The sequence below is a fragment of the Roseovarius sp. SK2 genome, assembly GCF_028807495.1.
GTDB classification, from domain to species: Bacteria; Pseudomonadota; Alphaproteobacteria; order Rhodobacterales; family Rhodobacteraceae; genus Roseovarius; species Roseovarius confluentis.
In genome coordinates this window covers 289434-309037 of the sequence record NZ_JARAMK010000004.1, presented here as the reverse complement: position 1 = coordinate 309037, position 19604 = coordinate 289434, and the positions used below count along the sequence as shown (strand labels likewise).

Here is a 19604-nt window from a genome sequence, read left to right as displayed (position 1 = left end):
TTCTAGTGGCGGCGCGGATCGGCGGGGTAGACGCCCAGAAGCGTGATGTCGGAGGTGAAGTAATCCAGCTCCTCGAGCGCCAGCTTGACGCCGGGGTCGTCGGGGTGCCCCTCGATATCGGCGTAGAACTGGGTCGCGGTGAAGGAGCCGCCGACCATGTAGCTTTCCAGCTTGGTCATGTTGACGCCGTTGGTGGCGAACCCGCCCATGGCCTTGTAAAGCGCGGCGGGGATGTTGCGCACCTGAAAGACGAAGGTGGTCATCATGCCGTCTTCGCCGCGATAGGAACGGTCGGGCTCGCGCGACATGACGAGAAAGCGGGTGGAATTGTTGCCCTCGTCCTCGATCTCGCGGGCGAGGACGTCGAGGCCGTAGATCTCTCCGGCGAGTTCGGAGGCGAGCGCGGCCATCTCGGGGTCTCCGGCCTGGGCCACCTCGCGGGCCGAGCCCGCGGTGTCGGCGCCGGTGACGCGCTGGATGTCGTGTTGTGCCAGGAATGCGCGGCACTGGCCCAAAAGCATCGTATGGCTTTTGGCGCGCTTGACCTGTTCCAGCGACACGCCGGGCAGGGCCAGCAGGTTGATATGCACGCGCACGAAAGCCTCGGCAATGATGTGCAGGCCGGAGTCGGGAAGCAGGTGGTGAATGTCGGCCACGCGCCCGAAAGTGGAGTTTTCGACCGGCAGCATGGCAAGGTCCGCCTCGCCCGAGCGGACGGCCTCGATCGCGTCCTCGAAGGTGCGGCAGGGCAGGGTATCCATGTTGGGATAGGTGTCGCGGCAGGCCTGGTGGGAATAGGCGCCGGGCTCTCCCTGAAAGGCGATGCGTTTGGTCATGTCGTTGGTTCTTCGCCTGATTTTTACCATTTCCCGCTTAATTTTGCCGAAGGCGGGCGTTTGGTCGCGGAAACTACACCTTGCGCCGCCCGAGGGGAAGCGGATAGATACCGCGCGAGAGATTCAGATGGAAGCGGGCTATGTTTGACACAATGACCTTCACAAAGATCATGGGCGGCCTTTGCGGTACGTTCCTGGTCTTTCTTCTTGGCAAGTGGGCTGCGGAGGAAATCTATCACGTCGGTGGCGGTGGTCACGGCGAGGAGCATCAGGCGGCCTACGTCATCGAGGTAGACGAAGGCGAAGGTGGCGGTGAGGAAGAAGAGGAAGCGGTGACGCTGGCCTCGCTTTATTCCGACGCCGATGTGGGCGCGGGCGAGCGCGTCTTCGGCAAGTGCAAGGCCTGCCACCAGGCGGAAGAGGGCGCGAACGGCGTCGGCCCGCACCTCTACGGTGTGGTCGGGCGTGATGTTGGCAGTGCCGATGGTTATGGCAGCTATTCCGGCGCGCTGAGCGAGGCGGCGGATGTCTGGACGCCCGAGAATCTTTACGCGTTCCTGGAGAACCCGTCGGGCTATGCTCCGGGGACGTCGATGAGCTATAACGGTCTGTCCAAGCCGGAGGACCGTGCCAACGTGATCGCCTTTCTTGACCAGACCGATGGCGACATGACGGAAGTTGCCGCCGAGGAAGGCGCGGAAGAGAGCGCATCTGCCGAGGAAGGCACTGAAGAAGAGGCGACCGAAGAGGCATCCGCCGAAGAGGGTTCGGAAGAGCAAGCCACTGAAGAGGCGTCGGCCGAGGAAGGCTCCGAAGAGGAAGCCACCGAAGAAGCGTCGGCCGAGGAAGGCTCCGAAGAGGAAGCCACCGAGGAAGCGTCCGCCGAGGAAGGCTCTGAAGAGGAAGCAACCGAGGAATCGTCTGCCGAAGAAAGCTCTGACGAGGGCGGCTCTGAGGAGCAGGCCGCCGAGGAAAGCTCGGGCGGTGAGGGTGGAGGTTCGGCCTTTGCCGAGATGGTCGCCGCGGCTGACGCCGCGGATGGCGAGCAGGCATTCCGCAAATGCGCCGCCTGCCACAAGGCCGAGGAAGAAGCCAACGGCGTCGGCCCGCACCTGGTGGGTGTCGTCGGCCGTGACATCGGCTCGGTCGAAGGCTTCAATTACTCCGACGCGCTGGCCGGTCTGGACGGTCAGTGGACGGCGGACGAGCTGAACGCGTGGCTGGAAGACCCCAAGGGCTATGCGCCGGGCAACAAGATGGCCTATCGCGGCGTGCGCAAGGAAGAAGAGCGCGCGGCCCTGGTGAAGTACCTGGAGTCCACCGGCAACTGAGCCGGGACCTGAAAAAGTCAGAAAGCCGCCGTTCCGGTCCGGAGCGGCGGCTTTTTCATGGGCGGTGCGGCGCGGAGAGTCGGCAAGACGTCGCCTCACGGGAAGTTTGAATGGGAATCCGGCTTTCGGCGCTTGAAACCCGTTTCGTTCCTACTTTAGCTTGCCTTGCAAGAACAAAGACCCCACATCAGGCAGGTCAAGAGGAGAGAAGAATGACCCGACGCCACAGCCGGGCCACGACCCGGGCCGTAGCAGTTTCCCGCACCCGTTTCCTGACCGCCGCCCTCACCGGGCTTTGCATCGCGGCGCTGGCCGCAACGACCGCGCTGGCACAGGACGAGGGCTCGGACGAGACCATCATCAAGAGCCACGGCTATTCCTATTTCGGAGAGTTGAAGTATCCCGAGGATTACGAGCATTTCAGCTATGTGAACCCCGACGCGCCCAAGGGCGGCGAGATTTCCATTGCGCTGGCGGGCAGCTTTGACTCGATGAATCCCTACACTCGCAATGGCCGCGCCTCGGCCCTGTCGACGATCATGTACGAAAGCCTTCTGGGCCAGGTTCTGGCCGGATCGGGCAGCCTGCCGGGCGACGACATGAACGGCATGTATGGGCTGGTGGCGCACACGGTCGAATACCCCGAGGACAAGTCGTGGGTGATCTTCCATATGCGGCCCGAGGCGACGTTCTCGAACGGAACGCCCGTCACGGCAGAGGACGTGGCGTTTTCGCACAACCTGCTGCTGGACCAGGGGTTGAAAAGCTATGCCGACGCGGTGCGCAAGCGCATTCCGAAGGTCGAGGTGCTGGACGAACACAGGGTCAAGTTCTACTTCGCGGACGGCATTTCGCGCCGCAGCCTGATCGACCAGGTGGGCACGGTGCCGATCTGGTCCAAGGCGTGGTACGAGGAAACCGGCGCGCGACTGGACGAGCCGCGGCTGGAGATTTCGCCGGGGTCTGGGCCGTATGTCATCGACGAGGTGGAGCCGAACCGCCGCGTGGTGATCAAGCGCAACCCCGATTACTGGGGCTGGGACCTGCCGATCAACAAGGGCCGGCACAATTTCGATACGATCCGGCTGGAGTATTTCGCGGACTCCACCGCCGCCTTCGAGGCGTTCAAGGCGGGGGAGGTGACGTACCGCACCGAGGCGGACCCCAAGCAATGGGCCAGCGCCTATGATTTCCCGGCGGCCAACAAGGATTGGGTGAAGCTGGAGGCGATCCCGGACGGGTCACCGCCGCAGATGACCGGCATCGTGTTCAACACCCGCCGCGACGTGTTGCAGGACAAGCGCGTGCGGCAGGCGGTGGCGCTGATGTTCAACTTCGAGTGGACCAACGAGTCGCTGTTCGCCGGGTTTTACGAGCAGCAGCGGTCCTATTCCACCGGCACCCCGCTGGAAGCCACGGGCGTGCCCGAGGGCGACGAACTGGAGTTCCTGAATTCGCTGGGCGACGTCGTGCCCGAAGACGTCAAGACGACCGAGCCGTGGGTGCCGCATACGAGCGATCCCGCGCGGCTGACCTCTCGCAAGAACAAGCGGCAGGCGCTGCGGCTGATGCAGGAGGCGGGATATACCGTGGGCGACGATGGCCGTATGCGCGGTGAGGACGGCAACGTGCTGCGGCTCGATTTCCTGCTGAACGCGTCGGGACAGCCGACGGAAAAAGCCGTGGCCGAGAACTTCGTCTCCAACCTGCAGGACCTGGGCATCGATGCGCGGGTCGAGGCCGTGGACAGCGCGCAGTTCACCAAGCGTGAGCGCGACCACGACTATGACCTGGTGTTCGACGGCTATCCGGCGCTTATGGGCACGGGCACGGGCCTTGCCCAGCGGTTCGGGACCGAGGCCGCCGATGGCCTGTTCAACCCTGCCGGGCTGCGCAGCGAGATGGTGGACCGGATCATCGAGGAATCCCTGATGACCGAAAGCCAGGAGGAAGAGGACATGACGATCCGCGCGCTCGACCGGGCGTTGCGGCATGAGTTCGTGGTGATCCCCGATGGTTATGCCCCCGATCACTGGGTCGCCTATTGGGACCAGTACGCGCATCCCGAGGAAATTCCGCCCTATCTTCTGGGAACGCTGGACTTCTGGTGGTACGACGCCGAGAAAGCCGAAAAGCTGAGAGAGGCGGGAGCGCTTTGACGATCTGGCAGGTTCTGGAAGACGGGGCGCTGACGCGCATCCCGCGGGCATAGGGGGCCACGGGTGGGCGCCTATATCGTAAGACGGCTGTTGCTGATCATCCCGACGCTGATCGGGATCATGATCATCAACTTCGCGCTGGTGCAGTTCCTGCCCGGCGGCCCCGTGGAGCAGGCGATTGCCGACATCCAGGGGCAGGGCGACGTGTTCGGCGGCTTTGCGGGCGGCGAGCAGGACGGGGCCGTGACCGGCAACGAGGATGACAGCGGTTACATCGGATCGCAGGGCCTGCCGCCGGAGTTCATCGCCGAGCTGGAAGCGCAGTTCGGGTTGGACAAGCCGCCGTTGGAGCGGTTCCTGAACATGCTGGTCAACTACGCGACCTTCGATTTCGGAGAGAGCTATTTCCGCAAGATCGACGTGATGGACCTGGTGCTGGAAAAGATGCCGGTCAGTATCACGCTGGGCATCTGGACGATGCTGCTGTCCTATCTCGTGTCGATCCCGCTGGGTATTCGCAAGGCGGTGAAGGACGGCAGCAGTTTTGACACCTGGACCAGCGGGATCATCATCGCGGCCTATGCGATCCCCGCGTTCCTCTTCGGGATCATGCTGCTGGTGTTGTTCGCGGGGGGCAGTTACTGGCAGATCTTCCCGCTGCGGGGCCTGACCTCGGACGGGTGGGAAGACATGACGGTGATCGGCAAGGTGCTGGATTACCTGTGGCACATCGTGCTGCCGGTCACCGCGCTGAGTATCGGCGGGTTCGCCACCCTGACGATCCTGACGAAGAATTCTTTCCTGGACGAGATCAAGAAGCAATACGTGATGACCGCGCGCGCCAAGGGCCTGACCGAGCGCAAGGTGCTGTATGGGCACGTGTTCCGCAACGGGATGCTGATCGTGATCGCGGGCTTTCCGGGCGTGTTCGTGAGCGTGTTCTTCACGGGCAGCCTGCTGATCGAGACGATCTTTTCGCTGGATGGTCTGGGGCGGCTCTTTTTCGAGGCCGCCATCGGGCGCGATTACCCGGTGATGTTCGCAACGCTGTACCTGACGACGCTGATCGGGCTGGTCGTGGCGCTGATCGGGGATCTGACCTATGTGCTGATCGATCCGCGCATCGACTTCGAGAAGAGGTCGGGTTGAGATGATCAAGCTCAACCCCCTGAACCAGCGCCGCTGGCGTAACTTCAAGCGCAACAAGCGGGCGTTCTGGTCGCTGATCATCTTTGCGCTGCTGTGCGTGATCACCCTGCCGGCGGAGTTCGTGGCCAATGACAAACCGCTGTTGGTGAAGTACCGCGACGCGTACTACATGCCGATTTTCAAGTTCTATCCCGAGACCGAGTTCGGCGGGGATTTCCGGACCGAGGCGGTCTATGCCGACCCGGAGGTCGAATGCCTGATCGTATCGGGCGGGCTGGTGGATTGCTTCGACGATCCCGAGGGGATCATCGAGGATGCCCAGGACGGCGAGGTGATGGGAGAGGCGATCGAGAAGGGCTGGACGCTCTGGCCGCTTATCCCCTACAGCCACGACACGCCGGTTGACCGACCCGGGGCAGCGCCCTTGCGGCCCAACGATCAGAACCTTCTGGGCACGGATGGCACCAAGCGGGACGTGCTGGCGATCGTGATCTACGGCTTCCGGCTGGCGGTGATGTTCACGCTGGTGGTGACGTTCTTTTCGTCCGTCATCGGCGTCGTGGCGGGGGCCGTGCAGGGGTATTTCGGCGGGCGGATCGACCTGTTCTTTCAGAGGTTCATCGAGATCTGGGCGTCGACGCCGCAGCTTTACGTGATCATCATCCTGTTCTCGATATTGCCGAGGGGGTTCTGGCTGCTCGTCGGGATCATGGTGGCGTTCGGGTGGATGGCGCTGGTGGGCGTGGTGCGGGCGGAGTTCCTGCGCGCGCGCAATTTCGAGTACGTGCGCGCGGCCAAGGCGCTGGGCGTCGGCAACATGAAGATCATGTTCCGCCACATGCTGCCCAACGCGATGGTGGCGACGCTGACCTTTTTGCCGTTCATCATCACCGGCACGATCAGCCTGCTGGCGACACTGGATTTCCTGGGCTACGGCCTGCCTTCGGGTGCGCCTTCGCTGGGGGAATTGACCTTGCAGGCCAAGCAGAACCTGCAGGCACCTTGGCTTGCCTTTACCGCGTTCTTCACCTTCGCGATCATGCTGTCGCTGCTGGTCTTCATCTTTGAAGGCGTGCGCGACGCATTCGACCCCAGAAAGACCTTTCAATGAGCCTGCTTGAAGTCAAAGACCTGAAGGTGGGCTTCCGCCAGGACGGTGCGGTGACGCAGGCCGTGCGGGGCGTGACGTTCAGCGTCGACCGTGGCGAGACCGTGGCGCTGGTGGGTGAAAGCGGGTCGGGCAAGTCGGTGACGGCGTTGAGCACCGTGTCGCTGTTGGGGGAAAGCGCCATTGTCGAGGGCAGCGTGACCTATGACGGCCAGCAGATGATCGGCGCGAATGACAAGCTGCTGCGCAAGGTGCGGGGCAACGACATCAGCTTCATTTTCCAGGAGCCGATGACCAGCCTGAACCCGCTGCACACGCTGGAAAAGCAGCTGACCGAGTCGATCGAGTTGCACCAGGGGCTGCGCGGCGCGGCGGTGCGGGAGCGCATCCTGGAATTGCTGAACCGCGTGGGTATTCGCGACCCCGAAAGCCGGCTGGGCGCTTATCCGCACCAGCTTTCTGGCGGACAGAGGCAGCGGGTGATGATCGCCATGGCGCTGTCGAACAAGCCCGACGTTCTGATCGCGGACGAGCCGACGACGGCGTTGGACGTGACGATCCAGGCGCAGATTCTGGAGCTGTTGGCGGAGCTGAAGCGCGAGGAGGATATGGGGCTGTTGTTCATCACCCATGACCTTGGCGTGGTGGAGCGGATCGCCGACCGGGTTTGCGTGATGAAGGACGGCGAGATCGTCGAGAGCGGGCCGACAGAGGAGATTTTCGGCAACCCGCAGCATGACTATACGAAAAAGCTGCTGGGCGCTGCGCCCTCGGGCGTGCCGGAGCCGGTAGCGGAGGGGGCCGAGACGCTGGTCGAGACGCATGGGCTGCGCATCTGGTTCCCGATCCAGAAGGGGCTGCTGAAGCGCACGGTGGGCCATGTGAAGGCGGTGAACGAGGCCGACATCGATGTGCGCCGGGGTGAGACGCTGGGGATCGTGGGCGAAAGTGGGTCGGGCAAGACCACGTTGGCGCTGGCGCTGATGCGGCTGATCGAGTCCGAAGGCGAGATGCGGTTCGAGGGCGAGGACATGCGCGAGTGGTCCACCCGCAAGCTGCGGCGCAAACGCTCGGATATCCAGATCGTGTTCCAGGACCCGGTGGGCAGCCTGAGCCCGCGCATGACCTGTGAACAAATCATCGCGGAGGGGTTGGGCGTGCACGGCAACCCCGACGGCCGGCCGTTGCGCGAGCTGGTGGCCGAGGTGATGCGCGAGGTCGAGCTGAACCCCGAGACGATGGACCGCTATCCGCACGAGTTTTCCGGCGGGCAAAGGCAGCGGATCGCCATCGCCCGCGCGATGATCCTGCGGCCAAAGCTGGTGGTGCTGGACGAACCGACGAGCGCGCTGGACATGACGGTGCAGGTGCAGATCGTGGACCTGCTGCGCCGGTTGCAGGTGAAATACGGGCTGACCTATCTCTTCATCAGTCACGACCTGGCCGTTGTGCGGGCGATGAGCCACAAGGTGGTGGTGATGAAGCAGGGCGATATCGTGGAATACGGGGCGTCCGAGGAGATCTTCGAGAGTCCCAAGACCGAGTACACGAAGACCTTGTTGCAGGCGGCGTTGGATTTGACGGTTTAGGCGGCGCGTGGGTTTTCACCCACCCTACGCAGAGGCGCGTGCGATCGCGTCAGGAGGTCCCAGATCAAGTCCGGGACGGCGTGTTGGATGGTTTCGCGCCGGGTGTATGGCGTGATGCGGGGCTTACCCTGCGGCAAGCCGCTGTGCACCTTGACCCGAATAGCCAGTTGCGGCCTACTTGCCGGAATCAACAAGGGGGCGAGCGTGATTCAACCCTTCCGGTCAGCAGCGCACCGCCCCGCACCTCAGGGAGATATGCATGACACTGATGAAAACCCTCATGGGCGCGGCCGCCACGCTGGCACTGAGCACGGCAGGTGCTCTGGCCGATCCGGCGTTGATCTATGATCTTGGCGGCAAGTTCGACAAGTCGTTCAATGAAAGCGCCCACAATGGTGCCTCGCGCTGGGCCGAGGAAACCGGCGGCAGCTATAACGAGGTCGAGCTGGAATCCGAAGCGCAGCGCGAGCAGTTCATGCGCCGCTTTGCCGAGAACGGCAACAACCCAGTGGTGATGGTCGGCTTTGCCTTCGGCGAGACATTGGGCGAGGTGGCGCCGGATTATCCCGACACCAAGTTCGTGATCATCGACATGGTGGTGGAAGAACCCAACGTGCGCTCGGTCGTCTTCAACGAGCATGAAGGCAGCTACCTTGTGGGGATGATGGCCGCGATGGCGAGCGACTCCGGCACGGTGGGCTTTATCGGCGGCATGGACATCCCGCTGATCCGCAAGTTCGCCTGCGGCTACGTGCAGGGCGTGAAAGCGGCCAATCCGGACGCGACCGTGATCCAGAACATGACCGGGACGACGCCTGCGGCGTGGAACGACCCGGTCAAAGGGTCCGAGCTGACCAAGGCGCAGATCAGCCAGGGGGCTGACGTCATCTATCACGCGGCGGGCGGCACCGGGACGGGCGTGTTGCAGACCGCCGCCGACGAGGACGTGCTGGGCATCGGCGTGGACAGCAACCAGAATTACCTGCATCCGGGCAGCGTTCTGACCTCGATGGTCAAGCGCGTGGACAATGCCGTTTACGACGCGATGTCGGCGGGTGAGGACGTGGAGACGGGGCTGAACGTGATGGGCCTGTCGAACGACGGGGTGGCCTATGCGCTGGACGAGCATAACGAGGACCTTGTGACGGCTGACATGAAAGAAGCCGTGGACGCCGCCGCCGAGAAGATCGCGAATGGCGAGCTGGAGGTGCACGACTACATGTCCGACAATACCTGCCCGGCGTCGTAGGAATATATTGCCGGGCCGCGAGGGTGGCCCGGCGCTAGCCGGAGGCTGCCATGAGCGATAGCGTCAGACGGTTTTTCAACGCCTGGGGCGACGGCGACGCGGAGGCGCGGATGGCCGTTCTGAACGACGTGCTGGCGGCCGGTGTGCGCTATGCCGACCCGCGGCTGGAGGAGGCGTTGGTCGGGACGGCGGCCGTGATAGACTACGTTGGGCAATACTCGGCCATGGCCCCGGGTGCGATTGCTCAGATCGCGAATATGGACGTACGAGACGGCATCATCCGCGCGACGGTGGAGTTCATAATGGCGGACGGCCACATCCAGCCGGGGCAATTCGTGATCGAGGTGGACTCGGATGAACGCCTGACCCGGATCGTCGGCTTCAAGGGGACGGGCGCATGAGCGTGGCGCCGGCCATCGAATTGCAGGGGATATCGAAATCCTTTGGTCCGGTGCAGGCCAACAAGGATATCTCGATCAAGGTGGCCCCCGGGACCATTCACGGGATCATCGGCGAGAACGGGGCGGGAAAATCGACCCTGATGTCGATCCTCTATGGTTTCTACAAGGCCGATAGTGGCCGGATCTTCATAAAAGGGCAGGAGACGCGCATTCCCGACAGCCAGGCGGCGATTGCGGCGGGTATCGGGATGGTGTTCCAGCATTTCAAGCTGGTGGAGAACTTCACCGTGCTGGAGAACGTGATCCTTGGTGCAGAGGATGGGGCGCTGCTGAGGCCGAGCCTTGCCAAGGCGCGGCGCGAATTGGCGGCTTTGGCGAAGGAATACGAGCTGAACGTCACACCCGATGCGCTGATCGAGGATATTGGCGTGGGGATGCAGCAGCGGGTCGAGATCCTGAAGGCGCTTTACCGGCAGGCGGATATCCTGATCCTCGACGAGCCCACGGGTGTACTGACTCCGGCGGAGGCGGATCAGCTGTTTCGCATCCTTGCCCGGCTGCGGGACGAGGGGAAGACGATCATCCTGATCACCCACAAGCTGCGCGAGATCATGGAGATCACCGATGACGTCAGCGTCATGCGGCGGGGCGAGATGGTGGCGACGGTCCGGACCGCCGAGACAGGGCTGGAGGAACTGGCCGAGTTGATGGTGGGGCGCAAGGTGCTGTTGCGCGTCGAGAAGGAGGCCGCCCGGCCCGGCGACGTGGTACTGGAGGTCGAGAACCTGCATGTGGTCGACGGGCAGGGGGTGGAGCGGCTGCGCGGTATCGACCTGCAGGTGCGCAAGGGCGAGATCGTGGGGCTGGCCGGGGTGGCCGGGAACGGGCAGTCGGAACTGTTGGAGGTTCTTGGCGGGATGCGGGCCGCCACGGGCCGCGTGGCCGTGAACGGCATTGATCTGGCCTTGGCTGGCAGTGGCGCGGATGGCAAGGCGCGGCGCGCGGCGGGGGTGGGGCACGTGCCCGAGGACCGGCAGCGCGAGGGGCTGATCATGGCGTTTTCCGCGTGGGAAAACAGTGTGTTCGGATATCACAGGGGGCCGGCGTCGGGGGCGGGCCTGTTGATGGATAACGCGGGCATCCTGACCGAGGCGGCGGCCAAGATGGAGCGGTTCGACGTGCGGCCGCGCGATGCGAATCTGTCGGCCAAGCATTTCAGCGGTGGCAACCAGCAGAAGATCGTGCTGGCGCGGGAGATCGAGCGGAATCCGGACCTGCTGTTGGTGGGTCAGCCGACGCGGGGCGTGGATATCGGGGCTATTGAGTTCATCCATAGCCAGATCATTGAGCTCAGGGATGCGGGCAAGGCGATCCTGCTGGTGAGCGTGGAACTGGACGAGGTGATGGCTCTGAGCGACCGGATCGCGGTGATGTTCGACGGGCGGATCATGGGCGAGCGCCTGCCGGGTGAGACGGACGAGACGGAACTGGGCCTGTTGATGGCCGGGATCGAGGGACGGCCCGACGATGCCGCCGCCGCCGTGCAGGAAGCGCAGGCGGCGCAGGCGCGGGAACACGCCGAGGAACACGGCACGGCGCACAGGGCCGGGCAGGGAGGCGGGAATGGATAGGCTCCCCGGCTGGGCCGACGCGGTACTGGTGCCGTTGGTGTCGCTGTTGCTGGCGGCACTGCTGTCGGCGCTGGTGATCCTTGGTATCGGGGAAAGCCCGGTCGAGGCGCTGCGGATCATGGTCGTGGGCGCGTTCGGGTCGACCTATGGCTGGGGCTATACGCTCTATTACGCGACCACGTTCATGTTCACGGGCCTTGCCTTTGCCGTGGCGAGCCATGCGGGGATGTTCAATATCGGGGCCGAGGGGCAGGCGATGCTGGGCGGGCTTGGCGTGGCGCTGGTGTGCCTGGCGCTGCCCTGGCCGCATTGGGCGCTTGCGCTGCCGGCCGCGGTGGTCGGGGGCGCGGTGTTCGGGGCGCTTTGGGCGCTGATCCCGGCGTGGCTGCAGGCGACGCGGGGCAGTCACATCGTGATCACGACGATCATGTTCAACCTGATCGCGGCCGCGCTGCTGAACTACCTGCTGGGCGGGGTGCTGCGCCCGGCGGGATCGGTCGAGTCGGCCACGGCGCGGTTCCCGGAAGGGGCCACTTTGCCGACCCTGCACGACATGCTCGCGCCGTTGGGCATTTCGTTTTCCAAGGCGGCGCCGGTGAATATCAGCCTGTTCGTGGCAGTGCTGGCCTGCCTGTTCGTTTGGGTGCTGATCTGGCGGACGCGGTTGGGCTACGAGATCCGGGCGCTGGGCTATTCGCAAACGGCATCCCGCTATGCCGGCATCGGGCCGGTGAAGATCGTCGTGGTGGCGATGCTGATCTCGGGCGGGCTGGCCGGGTTGATGGCCGTCAACGTGGTGATGGGCGAGGCGGAGCGGCTGCTCTTGAACCCGACCGAGGGCGCGGGGTTCATCGGGATCGCGGTGGCGCTGATGGGGCGGAACCATCCATTGGGCGTGTTCCTGGCGGCGATCCTGTTCGGGTTTCTGTACCAGGGCGGGGGCGAACTGGGCCTGTGGACGTCGATACCGCGCGAGTTGATCGTGGTGATACAGGCGCTGGTGATCCTGTTCACCGGGGCGCTGGACAACATGGTGCGGATGCCGATGGAGCGGGCCTACGGCGCGCTGCGGCGGAGGCGGAAGGCATGAGCGTGCATGGTTCGGCCTGGAGCGAAGTGTTGAGGCTAGGGGGGTGTGGCGTTGTGTGGCAATGTGCGAGGGTCAGACCTTTTCGGAGCCTCGTACCATGACGGATTTCGCGCCTTACCTTCCCGGCTTTATCGCCGCCTATGCCATCCTGCTGGTGGGGGCGTCCTCGCCCGGGCCAGCGGTGGCGATGCTCTTGGGGATCTCGACCAATCAGGGGCGGGGGCCGGCACTGGTGACCTGCGCGGGGATCGCCACCGGCAGCATGACGATCAACATCCTGACCATGCTGGGCGTGGGCCTGATACTGTCGCAGGCGGCCTGGGCGATGAGCCTTTTGAAGCTGGTGGGCGCGGCCTACCTGGTGTGGCTGGCCTACGGCGCTTTCAGGAAGGCGCTGCACCCGCCAAGAGTGGCGGTGATTAAGACGCCGAAGCAGGCGAATGCGAAGCTGTTTGCGCAGGGCTACGCGTTGCAGGTGACGAACCCCAAGGCGATTGTCTTTTGGCTGGCCATCGCCGCGGTGGGCGCGGTCGAGGGCGCGCCGGCGCCGGTGATTGCCGCCTTCGTCGCCGGGGCCTTCGTGATCAGTTTCACGATGCATGCGGCTTGGGCGCTGTTCCTGTCCTCGAGCCCTATCCGGGCGGCCTATGCCAGCGGGCGGCGGTGGATCGAAGCGGGGCTGGGCAGTTTCTTCGGCTTTGCCGCCTACAAGATGGCGACATCGGAGAGTTGACCGCATGGAGTTCCTGACCCTTCTGCAAGTTCTCGACAGCACGGTGCGGTTGGCCATACCGCTGCTGCTGGCCTGTCTTGCGGGGCTGTTCAGCGAAAGGGCAGGGATTTTCGACATCGGGCTGGAAGGCAAGATGCTGATGGCCGCATTCTTTTCAGCCGCCGTCGCCTATGTCTCGGGGTCGGCCTGGGTGGGGCTGCTGGCGGGGATCGGGTCGTCGATGCTGCTGTCGGGTCTGCACGGGCTGGCCAGCATCACGTTCCGGGGCAACCAGCTGATATCGGGTGTGGCGATCAATTTCCTGGCGGCGGGGCTGACGGTGCTGATCGCGGCGGACTGGTTCCAGGAGGCGGGGCGGACGCCGTCACTGGGCAGCGGCGCGCGGTTCGAGCCGATCGACCTGCCCTTTGCGGACAGCCTTGGGCCGGTCTATGGCGAGCTGGTGTCGGGGCATACGATACTGGTTTACCTGGCATTTCTCTGCGTCCCGGCCAGTTGGTGGGTTCTCTATCGTACCCGTTTCGGGCTGCGCCTGCGCGCCGTGGGCGAGAACCCCGAGGCAGTCGATACGGCGGGTATCAGCGTTCCGGGGATGCGGTTCGCGGCGCTGGCGATCTGTGGCGTTCTGTGCGGGGTCGCGGGGGCGTACCTGTCGACCGCACTGCAGGCCGGGTTCGTCAAGGACATGACGGCGGGGCGGGGATATATCGCGCTGGCGGCGTTGATCTTTGCCAAGTGGCGGCCGTGGTACGCGCTGTGGGCAACGCTGCTGTTCGGTTTGTTGCAGGCGGTGGCGCTGCGCTATCAGAACCTCGAAGTTGGCGGGATAACGATCCCGACGCAGTTGATGGATGCGGCGCCGTATATTCTGACCGTGGTTATATTGGCGGGGTTCGTCGGCAAGGCGATTCCCCCGAAATCGGGCGGTGTGCCCTACGTGAAAGAGCGCTAACTGCCCCAGGTGTCTCAAAAGTTTCGGAAACGGAAGCACATGGACCGATGCGTTCACGCTTCGTAAGGCCAGTTCACATAAATTGATCAGACCTGAGGCGGCAATGCCGATGCCGCACTTGCAAAAAGCCCTGAGGCGGGGCTAACACGGGTTATGCAGATCTACCTTCCCATCGCCGAGGTTTCGGTCAACGCGTTCCTGCTTTTGGGACTGGGCGGATTGGTGGGTGTGCTGTCGGGCATGTTCGGCGTGGGCGGCGGGTTCCTGATGACGCCGCTTCTGTTCTTTATCGGCATTCCGCCGGCGGTGGCCGTGGCGACCGAGGCGAACCAGATCGTCGCGTCGTCCTTTTCGGGCGTGCTGGCGCATCTGAGGCGAAAAACCGTTGATCTCCGAATGGGCACCGTGCTGCTCATAGGGGGCCTGATCGGGGCCGCGCTGGGTGTCGTGGTGTTCAACTACTTGCGCTCGTTGGGGCAGGTCGATCTGCTGGTGCGGCTGTGCTATGTCGTGTTCCTCGGCATTATCGGCGGGATGATGTTCTTTGAAAGCCTGCGGGCGATCCGGCGCAGCAAGTCGGGCAAGCCCGCGGCGCGGAAGAAACACACCTGGATCCAGAAGCTGCCGTTCAAGATGCGGTTCCGCACAAGCGGTCTTTATATCAGCGTCATTCCCCCGGTGCTGGTGGGCATCGCTGTGGGCGTGCTGGCGGCGATCATGGGCGTGGGTGGCGGGTTCATCATGGTGCCTGCGATGATCTACCTGCTGGGCATGCCGACCAAGGTGGTCGTGGGCACGTCGCTGTTCCAGATCATTTTCGTGACCGCCTTCACCACGCTCTTGCACGCCACCACGAACTTTACCGTGGACGTTGCGCTGGCCGTTCTGCTGTTGATCGGGGGCGTGATCGGGGCGCAGATCGGGACGACGATCGGCACTCGGATGAAGGCCGAGCAATTGCGCATCCTGTTGGCAATGATGGTGCTGGCGGTCTGCTTCAAACTGGCGCTGGATCTGCTGATCATGCCGTCGGAGCTCTATTCCATCGGCGCGGCGGAGGGACATTGATGCGCTGGCTGATTGCCCTTCTGTTCATGGCCGGGCCGCTGATGGCCGAGGAGGTCGTGCTGGGTTTGAGCCGGGACAAGGTGGCGATCACGGCGACCTTCGACGGCTCGGAGATCCTGGTGTTCGGTGCGGTCAAGCGTGAGGCGCCGGTGCCCGAGGAACCGCTGGATGTGATCGTGACCATTGCGGGGCCGAGCAAGCCCGTGGTGGTGCGCCGCAAGGAGCGTCGGTTCGGGATCTGGGTCAATGTCGACTCTGTCGAGGTGGACCGGGCGCCGTCCTTCTATGCAATCGCAACGACCGGGCCGCTCGACAAGGTTCTGTCGAATGTCGAGGACCTGCGCCACAGCATCTCGATCCCGCGAGCGATCCGGTCGGTCGGCGCGGCAAGTGCCACGGTCGATCCGCAGGCGTTTACCGAGGCGGTGATCCGTATTCGCAAGGCCAACGGGGCCTACAGCCTGCAGGAAGGGGCGGTGTCGCTGGACGAGCAGACACTGTTCCGCACCTCGATCGAGATGCCGGCGAACCTGACGGAAGGGGCCTATGCGACGCGGATCTTCCTGACGCGCGGCGGCGAGATCGTGGCGACCTACGAGACGGCCATCGGGGTGCAGAAGGTCGGGCTGGAGCGGTGGATCTTCAACCTGTCGCGGGAACAGCCGCTGATCTATGGCCTGATGTCGCTGGCCATCGCAATCGCGGCGGGCTGGGGCGCGTCAGCGGCGTTCCGGGCGATACGCGACCGCTGAGCATTTCGGGACTCGAAGGTTAAGGCCGCCAATTCGTCGATTTCGAGTGTCGGTATCGCGTCGGTATTCGGGTCGTATCACGACAGTGCCAGTCCCGCCGGATGACAGGTTAACGGGTCTCGCGGATTTCGCGAACACAGCATCCATTAGGTGAATAAAAGCTTAACGCGATAAGTCCAGTTCCGCGAATTCACCGGCTGAGGACGACATCGCCGCGGATGTCGAGACCATCCTCGATCGCGTCGACCAGGTAACAGGCGGTATCAGCGCGCGAGATCAGGCCGTTGCGCCACGCCTCGGGCTCTCGCAACACCTTGCAGGTGCCGGTGCGGGCGCCGTTGGACAGGATCACGGGGCGGGCGATGGTCCAGTCGAGCGGGCTGTCCATGATCAGCGCCTCCTGCCGGTCCTTGTCGGCGTAGGGTCGGCCCAGAATGGCCTTGTGCCCGAGGCTCTCAACGCTGCTCATGGCGGCGCGACTGCGACCCGCGCCGAAGCCGGTGACGGCGACGAGGCGGGAAACGCCCGCCGTCTGCATGGCGTCCAGAAGGATGCGGGTGGTTTCCGAAAAGAGCGTGACCTCTTTCCAGAGCATCGAGACGCTTTCCTTGATCCCCAGTGCGTAAATCACCGCGTCGGTGCCCTTGAGCGCATCTGCCACGTTGGCGGGGTCGAGCGCGTCGCCGGGGAAAGGCTCCAGCCCGGGGCGGGAGGCCATGTCGCCGGCGGAGCGGGCAAAGGCACGGACGGTGTGATCGCGGCGTAGCGCCTCGTCAACAGCGCATTGGCCGATGCCGGATGTGGCGCCGAGGATAGTGATGTGCTGGCTCATGCGGGTCCCTTGCATTGCATTCGTTTCAGGACCTAGCGGCGGCGGGGGCGAGGTAAAGTGCGCCGGGTCAACCGGAGAAGATCAGGTTCCACGCGGCGGCGATCCACTCGGTGCGAAAGCTGTGGCCGCCGGGATGCAGGCATTTGGTCAGACGCGTGTCGTTGGGGGCGGTCCACGCGTCGCAGGTCAGGCCGTCGTGCAAGGCGGGGGTCTTCGACGTCTCGTGCCCGCCGACCCGGCGGTACATGGCGAGGACGGTTTCGACATCGCCCTGCCGTGCCTCGCCGATGGCGCGGCCCGCGAGCGGGACGATCCGGTCGGACGTGCCGTGGACATGGATGATATCGGCGGGGGGTGTCGTGCAGCTGTCCGGCGTGGGCGCCCAGAAGGTGCCGGCGACGGGAATGAACCCGGCATAGTCGGCGGGCCGGTGGCAGGCCAGTGTCCAGGTCATCATCCCGCCCGCGGAAAAGCCGGCCATGACGATGCGGTCCGGGTCGATCGCGGTGTTGGCCAGGATGTCGTCGCGCAGGGCGTCGAAATAGCCCAGCTCGGTTTCGGGAGACGTGACGCCGCCCGAGGGCGTGCCGGGCAGGCGCCAGTCGTCACCCTTGGCGTTGGCCGCGACCAGCGCGATGCCAAGCAGGTCGGCCATGCCGCGCAGCGCGCCGTTGCGCATCGTGCCCGCCGCCGAGCCCTTGTAGCCATGGGCGAAGATCAGTGCGCCCATGGGCGTGGTGCCGTCCTGCCCCCGTGGCAGGTATATGCGGTAGCTGCGGTCGCCAATCCGGCAGTCGGTGTCGGGCCCGCAGGCGAAGGCCGGAAGACCGGGTAAGGTCAGGGTGAGGATGAGGGCGAGGGGGGCGAGCAACTGTTTCATGCCAACAGGGTTAGCATCGAAGGCGTAGGGTAACAGGGCTAATCGGAGCCTTCACGGCCATTTGACCCTGCCCCCATGCAAGACGCCCCGCGGCGGGACCGCGGGGCGTCTCAAGCAGGTGAGCCGAGGCTTACTTGTGCTTCTTGTACTTGGTCGACTCGATGCCGTTGCCAAAGAGCAGGGCGGCGATGCAGATGCCGATGGCGATCAGGCTGTAGACCAGCGTGTGGCCACCAGCACCGCCGACGAAGATCACGCCGCTGACACCGTCCCAGGATGCGTTTTCAAAGGGAAATCCCATGGTTCTTTCCTTTCGTTACTGCGACGCCGGGGGCGACGCCATGATGCCTTCGGGATAGGCCTGTGCCGGTACCTTGACCGTGTCCAGACCCGCGATTTCGGCCGCCTCGGGCACGCGCAGCATCCCCACCATTTTCAGGATGAGAGAGCTGACATAGCCGGTGCTGAACCCGATCACCACGAAGACGACGATGCCGACAAGCTGGCCCATAAAGCTGACCGTCGGTGCGCCTTCGCCGGTGAGGGCGGGGTAACCGCTGGCGAAGATGCCCAGCATCAGCATGCCGAAGACGCCCATCGTTCCGTGCACGGTGACCGCGCCCACGGCGTCGTCGATCCCCATGTTTTCTAGGATCGTGGCGGCGGGTTTCAGCATGATGCCCGCGCAGATGGCGATGATGAAGGTCAGCGACGGGAAGTAGATGTCGAGACCCGAGGCCACCGAGATGAGGCCCGCCAGCGCGCCGGACATCATCCAGAACGGATCGCGGGTGAACAGCCATGCGCCGATGATGCCGCCGGACACCCCCATCAGGATGTTGAAGGTCAGTGCGCCAAGATTGGTGGGCGTGCCGTAGATCGTGGTGAAGTTTGCACCCCAGGACCAAGCCTCGCCACCGACGACCAGGCAGGCCATCAGGAAGCCCCAGAAGCCGACGACGATGAGCATGAGGCCCGTGGCCGTGAAGGGCATGTTGTGGCCGGCAAGGTTGTTGGCCGTGCCGTCGGGATTGAACTTGCCGATGCGCGGGCCGAGGTTGATCAGAACGCCGAGCGCGAAGAAGGCCGCGACCGCGTGGACAAGCCCCGCTGCGCCGAAGTCATGCACGCCCCAGTCCTGTACCAGCCAGCCATCCGCGTGCCAGCCCCAGGCCGCCGCGAGCGTCCAGCTGAAGCCGCCGAGGATGATGGCGAGGATGACGAAGCCCACGGTCTGGATCCGTTCGATCACGGCGCCGGACATGATAGAGGCGGTGGTAGCGGCAAAGAGCGTGAAGGCGCCCCAGAAGACGCCGTCGATCTGGTCTTCGGTGTTGGGGCCCATGTAGGCTGCCGACTCTCCCCAAGGGAAGGCGATGGCGTTGGCATAGCCCGCGCCGGAGATCCCGTTGGGCCCTTCGGAGAGCGAGAAGCCCGTGGGGAAACCCCAGTAAACCCACCAGCCGAAGAAATAGAAGGCCGGTATGACGAACGCGAAGGCGAGGATGTTCTTGACCCCCGACGACAACGCGTTCTTGGCGCGCGATGCCCCCATTTCATAGGCAAGGAAGCCTGCGTGGATGATGATCATGAGGGGGATGGAGAGGTAATAGTACGTCTCCGCGAACATGGTGTTGGTCATGTTCCCCTTCGCCTCCATCGCGGCCACCTGGGCCGCAAGTTCCGCGAGTTGTTCTTCCATTTTTCTTTTACCTCCGTGTTGGCCGGAGTGCGCAGTCCCGTACGCTTCGATTCCGGCGACGCCATTACTCAAGCGGGTCCAACGCGTTCCGCCAAACGTTTTTTCGGCTGCGGAAGGGACGGGAAGGCAGCGTTTTCTGGGC

Annotated in this window: 18 protein-coding genes; 13 read left to right on the top strand and 5 right to left on the bottom strand. The window is 64.2% G+C overall.

Annotation, left to right across the window (positions count from 1 at the left end):
* Positions 1-2: 2 nt before the first annotated feature.
* Positions 3-836 (bottom strand): prephenate dehydratase, encoded by an 834-nt coding sequence (locus PVV74_RS10725; RefSeq protein WP_274593159.1) that lies wholly within the window; start codon positions 834-836, stop codon positions 3-5.
* Between the two features lie 140 nt (positions 837-976).
* Between PVV74_RS10725 and PVV74_RS10720 the strand changes: the two genes are divergently transcribed.
* The 13 genes from PVV74_RS10720 to PVV74_RS10660 all read left to right on the top strand — a co-directional run bounded on the left by PVV74_RS10720 (position 977) and on the right by PVV74_RS10660 (position 16048).
* Positions 977-2167 carry a c-type cytochrome gene (locus PVV74_RS10720; protein ID WP_274593158.1) on the top strand — a complete coding sequence of 397 codons (1191 nt, stop codon included), beginning with the start codon at positions 977-979 and terminating at the stop codon, positions 2165-2167.
* Positions 2168-2379: 212 nt separating this feature from the next.
* On the top strand, positions 2380-4326 hold the full coding sequence (locus PVV74_RS10715) for an extracellular solute-binding protein (protein WP_274593157.1): 1947 nt from the start codon (positions 2380-2382) through the stop codon (positions 4324-4326).
* 63 nt (positions 4327-4389) lie between these two features.
* Positions 4390-5475 carry a microcin C ABC transporter permease YejB gene (locus PVV74_RS10710; RefSeq protein WP_274593156.1) on the top strand — a complete coding sequence of 362 codons (1086 nt, stop codon included), beginning with the start codon at positions 4390-4392 and terminating at the stop codon, positions 5473-5475.
* 4 nt (positions 5476-5479) lie between these two features.
* Positions 5480-6586, top strand: a complete 1107-nt coding sequence (locus tag PVV74_RS10705) for an ABC transporter permease (RefSeq protein ID WP_274593216.1) — start codon at positions 5480-5482, stop codon at positions 6584-6586.
* A complete protein-coding gene (locus tag PVV74_RS10700; protein WP_274593155.1) occupies positions 6583-8172 on the top strand; it encodes an ABC transporter ATP-binding protein in 1590 nt (529 codons plus the stop codon). The genes PVV74_RS10705 and PVV74_RS10700 overlap by 4 nt, the downstream gene beginning before the upstream one ends.
* Positions 8173-8431: 259 nt before the next feature.
* Complete coding sequence (locus PVV74_RS10695) at positions 8432-9421, top strand: BMP family lipoprotein (RefSeq protein ID WP_274593154.1); 990 nt, start codon at positions 8432-8434, stop codon at positions 9419-9421.
* A 50-nt stretch (positions 9422-9471) separates the two neighbouring features.
* Positions 9472-9822: a molecular chaperone GroEL gene (locus PVV74_RS10690; protein ID WP_103763145.1), complete on the top strand. Its 351-nt coding sequence runs from the start codon at positions 9472-9474 to the stop codon at positions 9820-9822.
* Entirely contained in the window at positions 9819-11453 is a 1635-nt protein-coding gene (locus PVV74_RS10685; protein WP_274593153.1) for an ABC transporter ATP-binding protein, read from the top strand. Before PVV74_RS10690 ends, PVV74_RS10685 begins: the two co-directional genes overlap by 4 nt.
* Positions 11446-12543 carry an ABC transporter permease gene (locus PVV74_RS10680; protein ID WP_103763147.1) on the top strand — a complete coding sequence of 366 codons (1098 nt, stop codon included), beginning with the start codon at positions 11446-11448 and terminating at the stop codon, positions 12541-12543. The genes PVV74_RS10685 and PVV74_RS10680 overlap by 8 nt, the downstream gene beginning before the upstream one ends.
* Positions 12544-12640: 97 nt before the next feature.
* On the top strand, positions 12641-13276 hold the full coding sequence (locus PVV74_RS10675; protein ID WP_103763148.1) for a LysE family translocator: 636 nt from the start codon (positions 12641-12643) through the stop codon (positions 13274-13276).
* Positions 13277-13280: 4 nt separating this feature from the next.
* Positions 13281-14228 (top strand): ABC transporter permease, encoded by a 948-nt coding sequence (locus tag PVV74_RS10670; protein ID WP_274593152.1) that lies wholly within the window; start codon positions 13281-13283, stop codon positions 14226-14228.
* Between the two features lie 153 nt (positions 14229-14381).
* Entirely contained in the window at positions 14382-15296 is a 915-nt protein-coding gene (locus PVV74_RS10665) for a sulfite exporter TauE/SafE family protein (RefSeq protein WP_103763150.1), read from the top strand.
* Positions 15296-16048 (top strand): TIGR02186 family protein, encoded by a 753-nt coding sequence (locus tag PVV74_RS10660; protein ID WP_103763151.1) that lies wholly within the window; start codon positions 15296-15298, stop codon positions 16046-16048. Before PVV74_RS10665 ends, PVV74_RS10660 begins: the two co-directional genes overlap by 1 nt.
* Positions 16049-16238: 190 nt before the next feature.
* Here PVV74_RS10660 and PVV74_RS10655 read toward each other — a convergent pair whose 3' ends face one another.
* The 4 genes from PVV74_RS10655 to PVV74_RS10640 all read right to left on the bottom strand — a co-directional run bounded on the left by PVV74_RS10655 (position 16239) and on the right by PVV74_RS10640 (position 19462).
* Positions 16239-16880, bottom strand: a complete 642-nt coding sequence (locus tag PVV74_RS10655; protein ID WP_274593151.1) for an NAD(P)-dependent oxidoreductase — start codon at positions 16878-16880, stop codon at positions 16239-16241.
* 67 nt (positions 16881-16947) lie between these two features.
* Complete coding sequence (locus PVV74_RS10650) at positions 16948-17760, bottom strand: alpha/beta hydrolase family esterase (RefSeq protein ID WP_274593150.1); 813 nt, start codon at positions 17758-17760, stop codon at positions 16948-16950.
* A 130-nt stretch (positions 17761-17890) separates the two neighbouring features.
* The gene (locus PVV74_RS10645; RefSeq protein ID WP_170067187.1) at positions 17891-18061 is read right to left on the bottom strand and encodes a hypothetical protein; all 171 of its coding nucleotides are present in this window, start codon (positions 18059-18061) and stop codon (positions 17891-17893) included.
* 15 nt (positions 18062-18076) lie between these two features.
* Positions 18077-19462 carry an ammonium transporter gene (locus PVV74_RS10640; RefSeq protein ID WP_103763154.1) on the bottom strand — a complete coding sequence of 462 codons (1386 nt, stop codon included), beginning with the start codon at positions 19460-19462 and terminating at the stop codon, positions 18077-18079.
* Positions 19463-19604 lie beyond the last annotated feature (142 nt).